We start from the raw sequence: 16,482 nt of genomic DNA, 5'->3' as shown, positions 1-16,482 counted from the left end.
GGCAGCAGTGTGGCCCGCGACACATCAACCCGTCAACTGGTTGGACCAGATCCGCCGATTGCCACCCTCCGCTGCCCGCGCCGGCACGGCTCGTATCCTTTCGCCGGAAGCCCCCACGAGCGAAGGGAGTCGGTGTGAGCGACCGGGTCGAGACGTTGGAGTTCCAGGCCGAGGCCCGTCAGCTGCTCCAGCTGATGGTCCACTCGATCTACTCGAACAAGGACGTCTTCCTGCGCGAACTCATCTCGAACGCGTCGGACGCCTTGGACAAGCTCCGGCTGGAGTCGCTGGTCGACAAGGATCTCGAGGTCGAAACCGACGACCTGCACATCGAGATCGAGGTCGACAAGGAGGTCCGTACGCTCACCGTGCGGGACAACGGCATCGGCATGTCCCGCGACGAGGTGGTCCGGCTGATCGGCACGATCGCCAAGTCCGGCACCGCCGAGCTGCTGCGCAAGCTGCGCGAGTCGAAGGACGCCGGCGCCACGCAGGAGCTGATCGGCCAGTTCGGTGTGGGCTTCTACGCCACCTTCATGGTCGCCGACAAGGTCACCCTGCTGACCCGGCGGGCCGGGCAGAGCGGCGGCACCCGGTGGGAGTCCACCGGCGAGGGCACCTACTCGGTCGAGGCGGTCGACGAGGCCCCGCAGGGCACCTCGGTCACCCTGCACCTGAAGCCGGTCGACACCGAGGACAACCTGCACGACTACACCGCCGAGTGGACGGTCCGGGAGATCGTCAAGCGGTACTCCGACTTCATCGCCTGGCCGATCCGGATGACCGCCGAGCGCCCCGGCGAGGACGGCGCGACCACCCGCGAGACGCAGACCCTCAATTCGATGAAGGCGCTCTGGGCCCGCTCCCGGGACGAGGTCGACGAGGCCGAGTACAAGGAGTTCTACAAGCACGTCAGCCACGACTGGGCCGACCCGCTGGAGACCATCCACATGCGCGGCGAGGGCACCTTCGAGTACGAGGCGCTGCTCTTCCTGCCCTCGCACGCCCCGCTGGACCTCTTCTCCCCGCAGGGCCGCCGGGGCGTGCAGCTCTACGTCAAGCGCGTCTTCATCATGGACGACTGCGACGCGCTCATGCCGAACTACCTGCGCTTCGTCAAGGGCGTCGTGGACGCCCACGACCTGTCGCTGAACATCTCCCGGGAGATCCTCCAGCAGGACCGGCAGATCCGCGCCGTGCGCCGGCGCCTGGTCAGGAAGGTCCTCGCCACGCTCAAGGAGATGTCGGCCGAGTCCTACCGCACCTTCTGGACCGAGTTCGGCGCGGTGGTCAAGGAAGGGCTGCTGGAGGACGCCGACAACACCGACGCGCTGCTGGACCTGGTGCGGGTCGCCTCCACCCACGATCCGGCCGAGCTGACCACCCTGCGCGACTACGAGGCGCGGATGAAGGACGGCCAGTCGGAGATCTACCTCGCCACCGGCGAGTCCCGCGGCACCATCGAGAACTCGCCGCACCTGGAGGCGTTCCGCGCCAAGGGCTACGAGGTGCTGATCCTCACCGACCCCGTCGACGAGGTCTGGGTCGAGCGGGTCGGCCAGTACGACGGCAAGGCCCTGCGCTCGGTCGCCAAGGGCCAGGTCGACCTGGAGACCGACGAGGAGAAGGCGAAGGCCGAGGCGGAGCGGAAGGACTTCGCCGAGCTGCTGAGCTGGCTGACCGGCGCGCTCGCCGACAGCGTCAAGGAGGTCCGGCTCTCCTCCCGGCTGACCACCTCACCGGCCTGCGTGGTCGGCGACGCGCACGACATGACCCCGACGCTGGAGAAGATGTACCGGGCGATGGGGCAGGAGGTGCCGCGGGTCAAGCGGATCCTCGAACTCAACCCGGGCCACCCGCTCGTCGCCGGGCTGCGCAAGGCCCACGAGCAGGGCGCCGAGACCGAGGCCCTGACCGCGACCGCTGAGCTGCTGTACGGCATGGCGCTGCTCGCCGAGGGCGGGGAGCTGGCCGACCCGGCCCGGTTCACCCGGATCCTCGCCGACCGGCTCGCCCGCACCCTGTAGGGCAGGCGACTCGCCCTGCGGGTGCCGATCCCGCCGGCCGCGGCGCGCACGCCACGGCCGGCGGGTCGGCTACCCGCGCGCCAGCCGATCGAGGTGCTCCGCCTCCTCGGCCGACGGCTCACCCGGCCCGCTGCGGAGCAGCCGCCACCGGGTCGTCCTGCCGTCCGGGCCGACCAGTTCACCGCGCGCCAACGCCCGGTCGATGTCGTGCCGCACGCGCTGTTCCCGCTGCGGTTCGGTGGCGAAGAGGATGCGCAGCCGTACCTCGGCGCCGACCCGCTCCGCCCGGGTGTGGTGTGCCGCGACCGGGCAGGGCGGCTCGTGTTCCCAGTGGCCGCACAGGACTGTGGTGATGGCCGCCCCGGGGGCGCGTTCATCGTCGTCCGGTGTCATGTCCAGGACTGCCTGGTGGGCGAACCCCTGCCGCATGACGCCATTGTGCCCCTGCCCGCCGCCCCGGCGGTCCGATCCGAGCCGGGACGGTGTCGGTGAAACGTCAGGCCGCCCCGGTCCGGGCCCAGTCTCAGGCCGGGGCGGTCCTCCGCTTGATCAGGGCAGGTCGGGGTAGAGCGCGGCGACCCCGCCGGACAGGCCGGCGAGGACGCGCCGGGAGGTCTCGTCGGCGACGATCTCGTACCGGTCGGCCTCGATGCCGTCGACGGCGATCCGGGCGATGTCCGCCGGATCGGACTTCGGCGCGGACACCCCGGCGGTCATGTCGGTGTCCATGTATCCCACGTGCAGGCCGGCGACGCGGACACCCCGGTCGGCGAGCCGCGTCCGCAGGGCGTTGGTCATCGCCCATTCGGCGGACTTCGCGGCGCTGTACGCCCCGGTCTGCGGGAAACTGATCCAGGAGAGCGCGGACAGGATGTTCAGGATCGTTCCGCCGCCGTTGGCCGCGATCGTCGGCGCGAAGGCGCGCACGACTGACAGCGTGCCGAAGTAGTGGGTCTCCATCTCCAGCCGGACCGCGTCCAGGTCGGCGTCGAGCAGGTCGGCTCCGGTGCTCACGCCGGCGTTGTTGATCAGCAGGGTCACGTCGCCGGCGAGCTCGGCGGCCGCGGCCACGGAGCCCGGGTCGGTGATGTCCAGCCTGACCGGCGTGACGCCCGGCAGGTCGACGCTGTCGGGGTTGCGGGCACCGGCGTAGACGGTGGCGCCCCGCGCCACCAGCTCGGCGGCCAGGTGGCGGCCGAATCCGCGGTTGGCCCCGGTGACCAGCGCCGTGCGTCCAGCGATCTTCATGTCCTGCTCCTGAGTTGCTCGAAGGGTGTGTCGACTTCTCGCCCGGTCACGCGCGCAGCAGCCCCGGCCCCGGGCGTACGTCGATCTCGCCGGGCGGCACGTCGTGCCCGGCGTCGCAGCGCAGCCGCGCGTGGACGGCGGCGCCGCAGTCGTGGTGCTCGACCCGGACGGACGGGCCCGCCTCGTCGGCGGCCCAGGCGTCCCCCCACTGCCGCAGGGCGGTGAGCACCGGCAGCAGCTCCTGTCCCTTGCGGGTCAGGACGTACTCGTCCCTGGTGCGTTGCCCCGGCTGCCGGTAGGGCCGCCGTTCGAGCAGGCCGTCGGCGACGAGCTGCTTCAGCCGGGCGGCGGCGACCGGCTCGCTGACGCCGACCCGCCGGGCGAAGTCGTCGAAGCGGCGGGTGCCGAACGACGCCTCGCGCAGCAGCAGCAGGGTGGACCTGTTCCCGACCACCTCGACCGCGCGGGCGATCGAGCAGTTGGTGGTCAGCCAGGCGTCGCGCTGCGCGAGGAAGTCCGTCATGCCGACCACTCTAGCCACCTGGCTTAGGAGAACCAAAGTCAGCTATCTCACGCCGGACCTGGCGGCGACCGGGAATGGGTTCAGACCTGCCCGGCGTAGAAGCCGTACCGGGCGAGGGGCTCGACGATGACCCGCTCCTCGTACGACAGGTGCGACAGCAGCGTGTCGGTGAGCACATCCACCGCCTCCTGCAGTTCGGTGAAGTCGCCCGGCTGCCGGATCAGGTTCACCAGGGCCCGGTCCACGCTCTCCACCACCTCGTGGATCACCACGTGCTCCTCCTCGAGGCGGTCCAGCACCGGGGCCAGCCCGGCGTCCGCGCGCCGCAGGTGCGGGAAGATCGAGTTGTCCTCCAGCCCGTGGTGCTGGGTCACCGCCGTGCAGTACGCGGCGCAGTACGCCCCCAGCGTCCAGTTGTTCTGCCGCATGGTCATCTCGTTGAGCACCGCCCGGGCGTCGCCGGGGGAGACGGCGCCCCGGCCTGCTGGAGCAGGTCGCGTACCTGGCCGAGCTCCTGACGCAGGTGGTCGTGCACGTCGACCAGGTGCGCCCCGACGGCCTGGGCGTGCGGCGTGTAGACGTGCCCGGCCGGCGCGGGCGGCGCCTCCGGGCGGGTCGACTCGTCCCACAGGCGGCGGTTCCTGAGCCGTACCCCCGGATCGGGGGTGGCGGTGACGGCGAGGGTGGTGGCACCGCCGGCCTCGACCGCCTCCCGCTGCTCCTCGACGGCCCGCGCCCGGCTGCCGGGCTCGGCGCGTTCGGCGGCGACCAGCTCGCGGACCGCGGGCGCGACCTCCTGGGCGAAGAGCTGGATCGCGGTGGGGTCGTCGGCGCCGAGGATGAACCCGGACGTGCCGTGGTCGAGGGCGAGCCCGGCCAGCTCCTCCACCCACTGCTCCGGCGGCCCGACGAGGAAGTCCGAGCGGGACCGGGTGAACCGGCCCGACAGGTTGAGCAGCCGCCGTACCGACCGGGGATCCCGCCCGGCCGCCTCGGCGCCCTCGTCGACCAGCGCGTTGAGCTCGGCCAGCTCCGCCGGCCCCTTGGGCAGGTACGCCAGCGACGGCAGCCAGCCGTCCGCCGCCCGCCCGACCAGCCGCAGCATCCGCGGCTTGTACGCGCCGACCCAGATTCCCACCTCGTGCGCCGGTGCGGGCCCGCGCTTCGCGCCGACCACCCGGTAGTGCTCCCCGTCGACGCGGACGATGCCCCGCCGGTCGTCGGCCCAGATCTCCCGGATGACCCGGATCGCCTCGTCCAGCGCCTCCACCGCCTGGCCGGGCGTGAGCCGGCGTCCGCCGACGGCCTCGATCGCCTCCCAGAACGCGCCGGCCCCGAGGCCCAGCTCGACCCGGCCACCGCTGAGCAGGTCCAGGCTGGCCACGCTGCGGGCCAGCACCACCGGTTGGCGCAGCGGCAGGTTCAGCACGTTGCCGGCCAGCCGGATCCGGCTGGTCGCCGCCGCCACGAACGACATCAGCGTCCAGGTGTCCAGGAAGTTCGGCTGGTACGGGTGGTCCTGGAAGGTGGCGAGGTCCAGGCCGACCTGCTCGCAGAGCTTGGCGAGGGCGACCACCTGCTCGGGCTGGCCGGCGGTCGGGGTGAGGAAGCTGCCGAAGATCAGCTCGTGCCCGTAGTCGGTCATGTCCGCTCCGCCACCTCGCCCCGATCCGCGCCGCCGGTCGGTCGTTGGCTGCGTCGTGCCGGCGGACCCCGCCACCGTAGCCCGGGCCGGAATGCGGTGATCACGGGACCCGAGGAATCGACAGGATTGTTCACAGCTCGGCTCGGTCAGCGGTGTCCATCGATGTCCGGGTGGCATATGGTGCCGGACAACGGCATTGCCGTTCCTCCGGGAGGAGTGACCCGTGACCCGCCACCACCGTGTCCGCCGTCCGCTCAGCCTCGCCCTGCTCCTCGTCGCGGTGACCGCCCTGGCCGTGCCCGGCCCGGCCGCCGCCGCCACCTACCCCTACCAGGACCCGAGCCTGCCCGTCGCCACCCGCGTCGCCGACCTGCTCGCCCGGATGACGCTGGACGAGAAGATCGGCCAGATGACCCAGGCCGAGCGTGGCTCGGTGACCGCCGCCGACCTGACCACCTACCGGCTCGGCTCGCTGCTCTCCGGTGGCGGCTCCGCGCCCTCGCCCAACACCGCGACCAGCTGGGCCGACATGTACGACGGCTTCCAGCGCGCCGCTCTCGCCACGCCGCTGGCCATCCCGGTGATCTACGGCGTGGACGCCGTGCACGGGCACAACAACGTGGTCGGCGCGACGATCTTCCCGCACAACATCGGGCTCGGGGCGACCCGCGACCCGGCCCTGGTGCAGCAGATCGGCCAGGCGGTGGCCGAGGAGGTCTCCGGCACCGGCGTCGACTGGGACTTCGCGCCCTGCCTCTGCGTGGCCCGCAACGACCGCTGGGGCCGCACCTACGAGTCGTTCGGCGAGACGCCGGACCTGCCCTCGGAGATGTCCACCCTGGTCACCGGGTTGCAGGGCACGACCCTGGGCGGCCCGACCTCGGTGCTCGCCACCGCCAAGCACTACGTCGGCGACGGCGGCACCACCGGCGGCGACGACCAGGGCAACACCCAGCTGACCGAGGCCGAGCTGCGGGCGATCCACCTGCCCCCGTTCCAGGCCGCGGTGCAGCGCGGCGTCGGCTCGGTGATGATCTCCTACAGCAGCTGGAACGGCGTCAAGATGCACGGCAACCAGTACCTGATCAGCACCGTCCTCAAGGGCGAACTCGGCTTCAGCGGCTTCGTCGTCTCGGACTGGAACGGCATCGACCAGATCGACGGCAGCTCCGGCTTCACCGCCGCCGAGGTCGCCACCGCGATCAACGCCGGCATCGACATGGTCATGGTGCCCACCGCCTGGAAGAACTTCATCAGCACCCTGCGCGCGGAGGTGCAGAACGGGCACGTGCCGCTGAGCCGGATCGACGACGCGAACCGGCGCATCCTCACCAAGAAGTTCGAGCTGGGCCTCTTCGAGCGCCCGTACACCGACCGGGCCTGGACCCCGACGGTGGGCAACGCCGCCCACCGGGCGCTGGCCCGGCAGGCCGTGCGCCAGTCCCAGGTGCTGTTGAAGAACGCCGGCGCCGTGCTGCCGCTGGCCCGGGACAACAACAAGATCTTCGTGGCCGGCAGGAACGCCGACAACATCGGCAACCAGAGCGGCGGCTGGACCATCTCCTGGCAGGGCTCGTCCGGCGCCATCACCCCAGGCACCACGATCCTGCAGGGCATCCGCGCCGCGGTCGGTCCGACCACGACGGTCACCTACAACCAGCGCGGCACCGGCATCGACAGCAGCTACCGGGCCGCGGTCGCCGTCGTCGGCGAGACACCGTACGCGGAGGGCCAGGGCGACCGGACCGGCAGCATGAGCCTGGACCGGGAGGACCTGCGCACCATCGCCACCCTGCGCAACGCCGGCGTGCCGGTGATCGTGGTGCTGGTGTCCGGCCGGCCGCTGGACATCGCCACCGGGCTGCCCGGCTGGAACGCGCTGCTGGCGTCCTGGCTGCCCGGCACCGAGGGCGCCGGCGTGGCCGACGTCCTCTTCGGTGCCGCGCCGACCGGGAAACTGCCGATGACCTGGATGAACTCGGTCAGTCAGCAGCCCATCAACGCCGGCGACGGGCAGGTTCCGCTCTTCCCGCAGGGCTACGGCCTGACGTACTGAACGCGTTCGCGGAGGCCGCCGGGCGTCGACCCGGCGGCCTCCCTATTGCACGTTCGGGAGTGTCGCAACTCGAAATTCCGGCCCTTCGCCCGGCCGGGTGAAGAACTTCACAAGAAGTGGGCGATCGTCCGAAACCGTTCCTAACGTCGTATGCGTTCGCGATCGCGGACACCACGGACCGGCAACGCCTAATCCCGCCGCCGGCCCGTCGGTACCTGACCTCAGGCGGGAGCGGGGGACCCACACGTTCCTCGGTGCTCGACACCTCGGGGTGAAGCCGCCTGACGGCGGCCGGGCTCCTCGGCCCGAACCCGACAGCTCACCTCGTCGGCGTGGAGGAAACCACACCATGGCAACTGAATACACCGCACGCCACCGACGGACCGGCGCGCGCCGCCTCGCCGTCGGGGCGCTCGTCGTCGGTGCCGCGACCGGCGCCGCCGCGATCCTCGGCCCGGCCGCGCCGGCCAGCGCGGCCAGCGTCAACTGGGACGCCATCGCCCAGTGCGAGTCCGGCGGCAACTGGCACATCAACACCGGCAACGGCTACTACGGCGGCCTCCAGTTCTCCAAGAGCACCTGGAACGGCTACGGCGGCCAGAAGTACGCCAGCCGCGCCGACCTGGCCAGCCGCGGCGAGCAGATCGCCATCGCCGAGAAGGTCCTCGACGGGCAGGGCATCGGCGCCTGGCCGGTCTGCGGCAAGAAGGGCGGCTCGACCCGGCAGTACTCCACCAGGGACTCCGGCTCGACGTCCCGGTCGGACTCGGGATCGAAGTCGAAGGGGGAGAAGCGCTCCTCGCGGAGCGAGCAGCCGGCGACCCGCAGCCACCGGCGTACCGCGCCGGCCGCGGGCGACTCGACCACCACCTACGTGGTCAAGCCCGGCGACACGCTGTCGATGATCGCCGACATGCGGGACCTCGCCGGCGGATGGCACGCGCTGTACGAGCGCAACAAGCGCGTGGTCGGTGCCGATCCGGGCCTGATCTTCCCGGGCCAGCAGCTCCGGCTGCGCTGACGTACCGCCGGATCCGATCCCGTTGGGCCGGAGCCGGCGCAGCCGACGAACGCCCGGCCGGTGCTCCGGCCGGGCGTTCGCCGTCGTGGTGGACGTGGTGCCGGTGTCCCCGGCGGGCCGGACGGGGGATTGCTATCGTCACGGTGCTCGGGAAGGACGTGAAGAAAGCGCGGGTATGACCAACGAACCGTTCTCCGCGGCCGCGAGCCTCGAGGAGCTGCTGACCCGGACGCAGCAGGCGCTGTCGGCGATGCGCTCCCGGCCCGCCGAGCACACCGACGGCGATGCGGAGGAGCTGCTCCGCGGCACCGGCGCCGCGGCCGACGGGCTGGTGCGGGCCGTGGTCGTCCAGGGTGGGCGGTTGGAGTCCGTCACCGTCGACCCGCGGCTGTCGGCCGAGGGGATCGAGGCGCTCTGCGCACACATCGTGGTGGCCGTCAACGCCGCCCTCGCCAACCTCGACACCCAGGTCAGCGCCTCGGCGCGGGCCGACGTGGACGCCCTGGCCGCCCGGCTCGGTGGGCTGCGGGAGCAGTCGAGGCGGCAGATGGAGATGTTCAGCCAGGCGATGGAGCACGCCGCCGCCCGGCTGGGCGGCGGCCGGACGGGCTGACCCGCGCCGGTCGGCGAAATGTCGGTGCCCCGGATCACAATCCCGGGATGGAGAACGCGGCGCAGCGGCCGGCCGTCGGGAGGACGACGACCGGCCGCTGCGTCTTCGATCAGCTCAGGGTGAGCGCGGTGTCGTCGACGACGAAGGAGGTCTGCAGGGAGCTGTCCTCCACGCCGCTGAACAAGATGGTCACGGTGGTGCCGGCCAGCGACGAGACGTCGAAGGACCTCAGGACGTAGCCGGTGGCGGCGTTCACGTTGGAGTATGTCGCCAGGGTGGTGCTGCCGGCCTTGACGGTCAGCTTGTCGTAGGCCGTGCTGCCCGACTCAGACGTGTCGATGTGCAGGTAGAAGGAGAGCGTGGCCCGGCATCCGGCCGGGATGCTCACCGCCTGCGACAGGGTGTCGGTGTGGGTCGAGCCGTACCCGTCGAGCCACGCCTTGTACGAACCGCCGTGCGCGGGCTGGCTGGTCGAGTTGGTGATGACGCCCGAGGTGGCGCTCCAGCTCACCGCGCCGGACTCGAAGCCGGGGTTGGCCAGCTTCTGGCCGGTGCAGCTGCCGGTGGGCGGCGGGGTGGTGGTGCCGCTGCAGGTCGGGTCGCCGGACTGGGCCGGCACGCTCGCCGCGTCCCAGGCGGCCTTGACCGTGTTGAACTCGGTGCAGCTGGTCGGGTAGAGGTTCTTCGCCGCCTGCAGCGTCCAGGTGCGGTACTTCAGGTACGACGAGGACGAGGTCTTCAGCAGCATCGCGTTGTACATGATCTTCATGGCCTTCTGGATGCCGAGGCCGGTCACGGTGCTGCCGTTGCAGGTCGAGCTGGTCGGCTGGCCGTTGGTCGGGTTGCTGCCCATGGCCAGCAGGTAGAACCAGTGGTTGCCGGGGCCGGCCGCGGCGTGCACCTCAGTGCTGGGGATGCTGCTGGAGTAGCAGTTGGGGTCGCCCAGCGCCGACGGGTTGTACATGTTGCGGATCGGCCCGCTGCCGACCAGGTTGATCTTCTCGCCGACCAGGAAGTCGGGGGCGTCGTAGGTGGACGGCTCGTTGGCGAACCACTCGGTGGCCGCGCCGAAGGTGTCCGCGACGAACTCCTGCGTCCCGTTGCCGGAGATGCCGCCCGGCGTGTTGTCGTCGATGCCGTGGCCGATCTCGTGGGCCACCACGTCGAGCGAGCTGATCCACTGGCCCGAGGTGTTCTTGCCGATCTGTACCTGGGTGCCGTCGTAGTACGCGTTCTGGTCGTTCAGGCCGACCCGGATCGGCCAGGCGCCACCGCTGCCGTTCGCGCCGTTGCGGCCGAGCCACTGCGACAGCATCTTGTGCTCGGTCTGCGCGGCGAAGAGCGCGTCGACGCAGCCGGTCTCCTTGTTGGTGGCGGTGCCGTTGCCCCAGACGTCGTCGGAGCCGGAGAACGTCGTGTTGGTCGCGGCGTCCTGGCAGCTCTGGTTGGTGACGTTCGGGTCCTTCATGGAGTACGTGCTGCCGGAGAGGGTGGTGTTCAACGTGACCGGCCCGTTCCAGGCGCCGGTGCCGCTGCCGTGCACGATGCGCTCCTGCTTGCGCAGCACCTTGCCGGTGAGGGCGTCGACGTCCACGGTGAGCCGGCTCGGGCCCTCGGCGTCGGTGCCCCGCAGGGTGGTCTCCCAGGCCAGGGCCGGCTTGCTGTCGAGGGTGTAGACGACGAGCGTGGTGCCCTCGACGGTGGTCACCGTCTTCAGCTGCGCGCGGGCGGTCCGCTCCGCGGCCGCGGACCGCAGCTTCGGCGTCGTGGCGAGGCTGCCGATGCTCTGCTGCTGGGCCACGGAGGCGTACTTCAGGTTTCCGGCGGAGTCGGTCGCCAGGACGAAGTCACCGCCGGTCACCGGCAGGCCTTTGTAGGTGCGCTCGTAGGGCACGTACTGGGTGCCCTCGGAGGTGATGACGGGCTTCTGGACGAATGCCTCGTCGGAGCTGGCGTGCAGGTACTGCGGGCGGCTGGCGACCAGCGCGCTGGCCGACCTGGCGGCGAGTGCGCGGGCCTGGGCCGCGTCGGGGGCGGGGCTGGGCGGTGCGGCCTGTACGGCCGCGGCGGTGCCGGCGGCGATCAGACCGGCCGCGGCCGCACCGGCGAGCGCGGCGAGGCGGGGTGAGAGCTTCAAGGGGGTGTGCTCCTGTTCCTAGGCGGCGCGCGGAGCCCGGTAGGGACGCGCGCCGCGGTCAAGCTGCAAGGCGGGCGATGGCGGTCTCCGGAGCTGCCGGCGTGCCCCGGATCGACCGACCGACCATCCCGAGCCACCGGGGTCGGTGACTCGTGGCAGCACGATCACACGGGCAGCGGTGCAGATCAATGGGTGACCGAGGCAACGGTCTTGTTCCGATCGACTCGGCGACATCGACAATTCAGGAAGCCATGATCTTCAATAGCCCCTGATCAGCCCTTATGTTCTCGGCGGCGAAAGAGGCCGCGCCCAACTTGCGGCTAATGCCGCTATCCGCTGATGGCGCGTCTTGGTGCCGCGCCGAGGCGCCGATCGTCCCCGGCCGTACGGCCCGTCGGTCGGCGCTGAACGAACCGTGATCATCCGCCGCACCGCCGGCCCCTCCCGTCGTTCGGGTGATGTCACGACGGGGTTTCGCGCGGATGACGACGAGGTGCGCGAGCCCCGGTCGGGAGCTCGCCACGCCGGGCTGACCGGGGGTGCCACCGCCGTCCGGTCAGGACGCCCCGGCGAAGGCCCGGCCCAGCGCGGTGATCAGCGCCGACGGAGCGACGGTGGCCGGGCGGTCGCTGACCTGGCCGTCGCCGAGCTCGACCACCCGCCACCGTCCGTCGGCGTGCCGGGCCAGGTCCACCGTCACGAACGGCAGGCCGAGCGGGGCGACCAACGGGGTGAGGAAGCCGGGGTTGACCCCGTCCGTCGGGGCGGCGTCCGGGGTGTCCGGGTGCGGGCCGACGAGCGCCCACCGGCCGTCGATCCACCAGGTGCGTACCTCGGCCCCGGTGAACCGCTCGAACCGGCGCAGCACGAAGCCGCCCGTGAAGTCGTCCTCGCGCAGCTGCAGGAGGCGGGTGGCGACGCGCCACGCGGCGTCGTCGTCGGCGAGGTCCGGGATGAACGCCGCCTCGTGCCAGTGGTGCTTGGCCGATTTCGTCCAGTCGCGCAGTACCGCCGGCCCGCCGCCGAGCGCCCGCCGGGCCGCGTCGAACGCGGCCCGCCCCGCCCCGGTGGTCCAGACCGACTCAGGCGTGACGGTCCGTAACGCCTCGTACCAGCCGGGCAGCTCATGGGCCCGGCGATATTGCGCCGGCGTCGTACGCAGCCGCACGTCCCGGGCGGCCAGGGCGTCCGCGAGGTCGGCGTACCGGTCGGCCCGCAGCATCCAGCCGCGGTAGACCGCGACCCCGGAGGCCCGTACGGCCGCCACCGCCCGGGCCGGATCGTGACCGGAAGCGAGCAGGTCGTGGTCCACCAGGGCGACGAGGATCCCGGCCGCCCGGGCAGCCTCGGCCTCCGCGGCGAAGTGGTCGTCCGGGCGGCGCGGACGCAGCGGGTCGGCGGGGAACAGCAGCATCACCTGGCTCATGTTGCCGGATCGCCGCGACGAGTTCTGTCCTTTGTGGCGACACCGGTGAGGCGGTCGGTGTCCGCCGCCCGTGACGCTTCGACCCCGTGCCTTGCCGACGGTGGCGGGGGAGGGCCGAATTCCGCCCCTGACACCACTTTCGTTTGCTGTAGCGCAAAGTAGCTGCGGCGTAGACGAAAGCTATGGACACCCTGTGCGGAAGTTAGTAGGGTCAGCACTGTCAATATGTTTCGTCGAGCACGACTGGCACGGTAGTTCTCGACGATGGCCTTCAGGCGGCGCAACCCGCCCGGAGGCCATGACCGGCCAGGAATGGCCGTCCCCGGGTCAACGCCGCACCACGGCGACCCGGCGCGGGCACGCGCCGAGGCTCGACCGATGTCCGCCCTTACCCGACGAGACCCCTCAGCTCCGACGCGGAACCGCGTCCGATGCCGCGTGCGATCCGGACCGCCGCCGACACCGGACCACCACCACTCCACACCGGACGACCGTGGCGAGCCGCCACGGCCGGGGATCCCGCGCGGCCAGGGAGGGGCCGCCGGGCGGCTTCGACCACTCCTGACATCGACGGGCCGACGCACGCTCCGCCCGGTGTTCTCCCGGACCGTGAGAGAGGCATCCATGAATCCACATCCACCGCGCGGCCGACTCACCCTGAGCCGGCTCAGGAGGCCGATGGCGACCATTGCCACGATGGTCCTCCTGCTGACCGCCGCCGTGGCTGCGTCCCCGGCGAACGCGCGTCCGACCGATCCGGAACGGCCGGCGACGGCCGGGGCGACCACGCCGTCGCAGCAACTGCAGGCCCAGGCCCTCACCTGGACCGCCGGCGACAACTTCCTGTCGTACCGGTCCGCGCCGACGACCGCCACGGCTGGACCGGCCACCCTCGTCTTCGAGAACAGCGCGGCCACCGGCAACACCACCGGCATGCAGCACACCCTCACCTTCGAGACCGGGAACCCCGCGTACAACAGCGATGTCGACGTGAACATCCTGGCCGATCCGTCGGACAGCAACGGGGGCCGGTGGACGGTCGACGTGGTCCTCACGGCCGGCACCTACCGGTACTTCTGCTCGATCCCCGGCCACGGCGGCATGACCGGGCTCCTGGTCGTCACCGACGGAGGATCGGACACCACACCCCCGACGGTGACGGCCGCGGTCTCCGGGGAGAAGGACGCGACCGGCGCGTACGTGGGCAGCGCCACCGTGACCCTGTCGGCGACCGACACCGGTTCCGGGGTGTCCCGCGTCGAGTACGCCCTGGACGGCGGCGCGTACGGCACCTACTCGGCGCCGGTGACGGTGAACCAGCCGGGTCAGCACACGGTCAACTACCGGGCGACGGACAAGGCGGGTAACACCTCGTCGGTGCAGTCGGTGTCGTTCACGGTGGTGCAGACGCCGCCGGCGGACACCACGCCGCCGACGGTGACCGCGGCGGTGACCGGGCAGAAGGACGCCAACGGCGCCTATGTCGGCAGCGCGACGGTGACCCTGTCGGCGACGGACACCGGCTCGGGCGTGGACCGGATCGAGTACTCCCTCGACGGGGCCGCCTACGCGGCCTACTCGGCGCCGGTGACGGTCAACCAGCCGGGCCAGCACACGGTCAACTACCGGGCGACCGACAAGGCGGGCAACACCTCGTCGGCCCAGGCGGTCTCCTTCACGGTGGTACAGACGCCGCCCGCCGACACCACGCCCCCGACCGTGACGGCCGCGGTCTCCGGGGACAGGGATGCGACCGGCGCGTACGTGGGCAGCGCGACGGTGACCCTGTCGGCGACGGACAGCGGCTCGGGTGTGGACCGGATCGAGTACTCCCTCGACGGGCAGCCCTACGCCGGCTACTCCGCGCCCGTGGCGGTGAACCAGCCGGGTCAGCACACGGTCAGCTACCGGGCGACGGACAAGGCGGGCAACACCTCGTCGGCGCAGTCTGTCTCCTTCACGGTGGTGCAGACGCCGCCTGCCGACACCACCCCGCCGACGGTGACGGCCGCGGTGACCGGGCAGAAGGACGCCGACGGCGCGTACGTCGGCAGCGCCACGGTGACCCTGTCCGCGACCGACACCGGCTCCGGCGTGGACCGGATCGAGTACTCCCTGGACGGGGGTGCCTACGCCGCCTACTCGGCGCCGGTGACGGTGAATCAGCCGGGCCAGCACACGGTGTCGTACCGGGCGAACGACAAGGCGGGTAACACCTCGTCGGCCCAGTCCGTGTCGTTCACCGTGGTGCAGACGCCGCCCGCCGACACGACGCCGCCCACCGCGACCGCGACGGTGACCGGGCAGAGGGACGCCGACGGCGCGTACGTCGGCAGCGCCACGGTGACGCTGTCGGCCGCCGACGCGGGCTCGGGCGTCGACCGGATCGAGTACTCCCTCGACGGGCAGCCCTACGCCGGCTACTCCGCGCCGGTGACGGTGAACCAGCCGGGTCAGCACACGGCCAGCTACCGGGCGACGGACAAGGCCGGTAACACCTCGTCGGCGCAGACGGTGTCGTTCACGGTGGTGCAGACGCCGCCCGCCGACACCACCCCGCCGACCGCGACCGCCGCCGTCTCCGGCCAGCTCGACGACGACGGCGCCTACCTCGGCAGCGCCACGGTGACGCTGTCGGCCGCCGACGCGGGCTCGGGCGTCGACCGGATCGAGTACTCCCTCGACGGGCAGCCCTACAGCCGGTATTCGGCGCCGGTCACGGTGAACCAACCCGGACAGCACACGCTCAGCTACCGGGCCACCGACAAGGCCGGCAACACCTCGGGCACCGCGTCGGTCACGTTCACCGTGGTGGCGAGCGGCCCCGGGCCCGACTGCCCGGTCAAGGACACCCGCCCGACCGTGTGGCTCGGCACCGTGGACAGCGGCGTGCCCAACCGGGTCGTCGAGGACGACTGCACGATCAACAACGTCATCGAGGACGAGCGGAGCTGGCCGAACCACGGCGAGTTCGTCTCCTACCTGACGGTGGTCGCCGAGCACCTGCACCACCTGGGTGTCATCACCCACCTGGAGCACGGGCGACTGATCAGCGCGGCGGCCCGCTCAGGCGTCGGCAAGCCGGACGAAAAGAACGGCTACCAGCCGCTGCTGGACAACACGGCCGCGTCCTTCGGCCGCTGGCAGCACGTCGGCGCGGGCGGCTTCACCCGCAACGCCGACGGGTCGATCAGCAGCCGGCCCGAGCCGGGGCTCGGCATGCTGTGGTTCCCGGTCAGCGCGTACGGCGATTTCTCGCTGAAGCTGCGGTGGCGCGACGACGCCCCCGCCGACGGCCGGGCCAACAGCGGGGTCTTCGTCCGGTTCCCGGACGTCCGCGCGCACCCCGACGAGCCGCGCCCGGAGTGGGTGGCCATCAAGTACGGCCACGAACTCCAGATCCTCGACCGGCCCGACGGCGACCAGTACAAGAGCGGATCGGTGTACGGCTTCGACCGGGTCGACCTGGCCGGCGCCCACGTCACCCCGAAGGGCACCTGGAACGACTACGAGATCCGGGTGGTCGGCCAGCACTACTCCGTCTTCCGCAACGGAGAGCTGATCAACGACTACGTGAACACCCCGGACACGGTCTTCAGCCCGCCCCGGGCCGACGACCCCGGCGGGGCCGGACGGCAGAGCGCGCGCGGATACATCGGCCTGCAGAACCACGGCACCGCCGACGTCATCAGCTTCCGCGACGTGCGGATCGCGCCGCTCACCCCGTGCTGCCCGAACGGGTCGGCCTCCGCCGCCAACTCGACCACCTGCTGCTGATCGAGCGAA

12 protein-coding genes and 1 riboswitch are annotated in these 16,482 nt (G+C 71.7%); of the genes, 5 read left to right on the top strand and 7 right to left on the bottom strand.

Annotated features, from left to right (window positions below; all coding sequences use genetic code 11):
* The first annotated feature begins 134 nt into the window (after positions 1–134).
* A complete protein-coding gene (gene htpG / locus EV384_RS24370; RefSeq protein ID WP_130336809.1) occupies positions 135–2,027 on the top strand; it encodes a molecular chaperone HtpG in 1,893 nt (630 codons plus the stop codon).
* 69 nt (positions 2,028–2,096) lie between these two features.
* Here htpG and EV384_RS24365 read toward each other — a convergent pair whose 3' ends face one another.
* The 5 genes from EV384_RS24365 to EV384_RS24350 form a co-directional block, all read right to left on the bottom strand.
* The gene (locus EV384_RS24365; RefSeq protein ID WP_130336807.1) at positions 2,097–2,456 is read right to left on the bottom strand and encodes a hypothetical protein; all 360 of its coding nucleotides are present in this window, start codon (positions 2,454–2,456) and stop codon (positions 2,097–2,099) included.
* A 120-nt stretch (positions 2,457–2,576) separates the two neighbouring features.
* Positions 2,577–3,275, bottom strand: a complete 699-nt coding sequence (locus EV384_RS24360; protein ID WP_130336805.1) for an SDR family oxidoreductase — start codon at positions 3,273–3,275, stop codon at positions 2,577–2,579.
* A gap of 46 nt (positions 3,276–3,321) precedes the next feature.
* Positions 3,322–3,798 (bottom strand): winged helix-turn-helix transcriptional regulator, encoded by a 477-nt coding sequence (locus EV384_RS24355; protein ID WP_130336803.1) that lies wholly within the window; start codon positions 3,796–3,798, stop codon positions 3,322–3,324.
* 80 nt (positions 3,799–3,878) lie between these two features.
* Positions 3,879–4,244, bottom strand: a complete 366-nt coding sequence (locus EV384_RS36350; RefSeq protein WP_242624261.1) for a hemerythrin domain-containing protein — start codon at positions 4,242–4,244, stop codon at positions 3,879–3,881.
* Entirely contained in the window at positions 4,229–5,443 is a 1,215-nt protein-coding gene (locus tag EV384_RS24350) for an LLM class flavin-dependent oxidoreductase (RefSeq protein WP_242624260.1), read from the bottom strand. Before EV384_RS24350 ends, EV384_RS36350 begins: the two co-directional genes overlap by 16 nt.
* 223 nt (positions 5,444–5,666) lie before the next feature.
* On the opposite strand from EV384_RS24350, the gene EV384_RS24345 reads away from it, so the two are divergent.
* The 3 genes from EV384_RS24345 (at position 5,667) to EV384_RS24335 (ending at position 9,133) form a co-directional block, all read left to right on the top strand.
* Positions 5,667–7,499 (top strand): glycoside hydrolase family 3 protein, encoded by a 1,833-nt coding sequence (locus EV384_RS24345; RefSeq protein WP_130336801.1) that lies wholly within the window; start codon positions 5,667–5,669, stop codon positions 7,497–7,499.
* A 175-nt stretch (positions 7,500–7,674) separates the two neighbouring features.
* Positions 7,675–7,847: riboswitch (cyclic di-AMP (ydaO/yuaA leader) on the top strand.
* Between the two features lies 1 nt (position 7,848).
* Positions 7,849–8,520: a LysM peptidoglycan-binding domain-containing protein gene (locus tag EV384_RS24340; protein ID WP_130336799.1), complete on the top strand. Its 672-nt coding sequence runs from the start codon at positions 7,849–7,851 to the stop codon at positions 8,518–8,520.
* Positions 8,521–8,695: 175 nt separating this feature from the next.
* On the top strand, positions 8,696–9,133 hold the full coding sequence (locus tag EV384_RS24335; RefSeq protein WP_130336797.1) for a YbaB/EbfC family nucleoid-associated protein: 438 nt from the start codon (positions 8,696–8,698) through the stop codon (positions 9,131–9,133).
* A gap of 109 nt (positions 9,134–9,242) precedes the next feature.
* Here the strand turns inward: EV384_RS24335 and EV384_RS24330 are convergent, their stop codons facing one another.
* Together EV384_RS24330 and EV384_RS24325 are read right to left on the bottom strand one after the other, a co-directional pair.
* Positions 9,243–11,270: a M4 family metallopeptidase gene (locus tag EV384_RS24330; RefSeq protein WP_130336795.1), complete on the bottom strand. Its 2,028-nt coding sequence runs from the start codon at positions 11,268–11,270 to the stop codon at positions 9,243–9,245.
* 556 nt (positions 11,271–11,826) lie between these two features.
* On the bottom strand, positions 11,827–12,684 hold the full coding sequence (locus tag EV384_RS24325; RefSeq protein ID WP_165440165.1) for an ATP-grasp domain-containing protein: 858 nt from the start codon (positions 12,682–12,684) through the stop codon (positions 11,827–11,829).
* Positions 12,685–13,320: 636 nt separating this feature from the next.
* On the opposite strand from EV384_RS24325, the gene EV384_RS35545 reads away from it, so the two are divergent.
* Entirely contained in the window at positions 13,321–16,473 is a 3,153-nt protein-coding gene (locus EV384_RS35545; RefSeq protein WP_423202916.1) for an OmpL47-type beta-barrel domain-containing protein, read from the top strand.
* The last annotated feature ends 9 nt before the right edge of the window (positions 16,474–16,482 follow it).

The organism is Micromonospora kangleipakensis, from assembly GCF_004217615.1.
Taxonomy (GTDB): domain Bacteria; phylum Actinomycetota; class Actinomycetes; order Mycobacteriales; family Micromonosporaceae; genus Micromonospora; species Micromonospora kangleipakensis.
The sequence above is the reverse complement of the archived record's forward strand: the minus strand, read 5'-3'. Positions and strand labels throughout refer to the sequence as shown.

Coding starts and splice junctions, on each gene's coding strand:
- EV384_RS24355 (WP_130336803.1), bottom strand. CDS start 3,798: ATGACGGACTTCCTCGCGCAGCGCGACGCCTGGCTGACCACCAACTGC.
- EV384_RS24340 (WP_130336799.1), top strand. CDS start 7,849: ATGGCAACTGAATACACCGCACGCCACCGACGGACCGGCGCGCGCCGC.
- EV384_RS24365 (WP_130336807.1), bottom strand. CDS start 2,456: ATGCGGCAGGGGTTCGCCCACCAGGCAGTCCTGGACATGACACCGGAC.
- EV384_RS24350 (WP_242624260.1), bottom strand. CDS start 5,443: ATGACCGACTACGGGCACGAGCTGATCTTCGGCAGCTTCCTCACCCCG.
- EV384_RS24360 (WP_130336805.1), bottom strand. CDS start 3,275: ATGAAGATCGCTGGACGCACGGCGCTGGTCACCGGGGCCAACCGCGGA.
- EV384_RS24335 (WP_130336797.1), top strand. CDS start 8,696: ATGACCAACGAACCGTTCTCCGCGGCCGCGAGCCTCGAGGAGCTGCTG.
- EV384_RS35545 (WP_423202916.1), top strand. CDS start 13,321: ATGAATCCACATCCACCGCGCGGCCGACTCACCCTGAGCCGGCTCAGG.
- EV384_RS24325 (WP_165440165.1), bottom strand. CDS start 12,684: ATGCTGCTGTTCCCCGCCGACCCGCTGCGTCCGCGCCGCCCGGACGAC.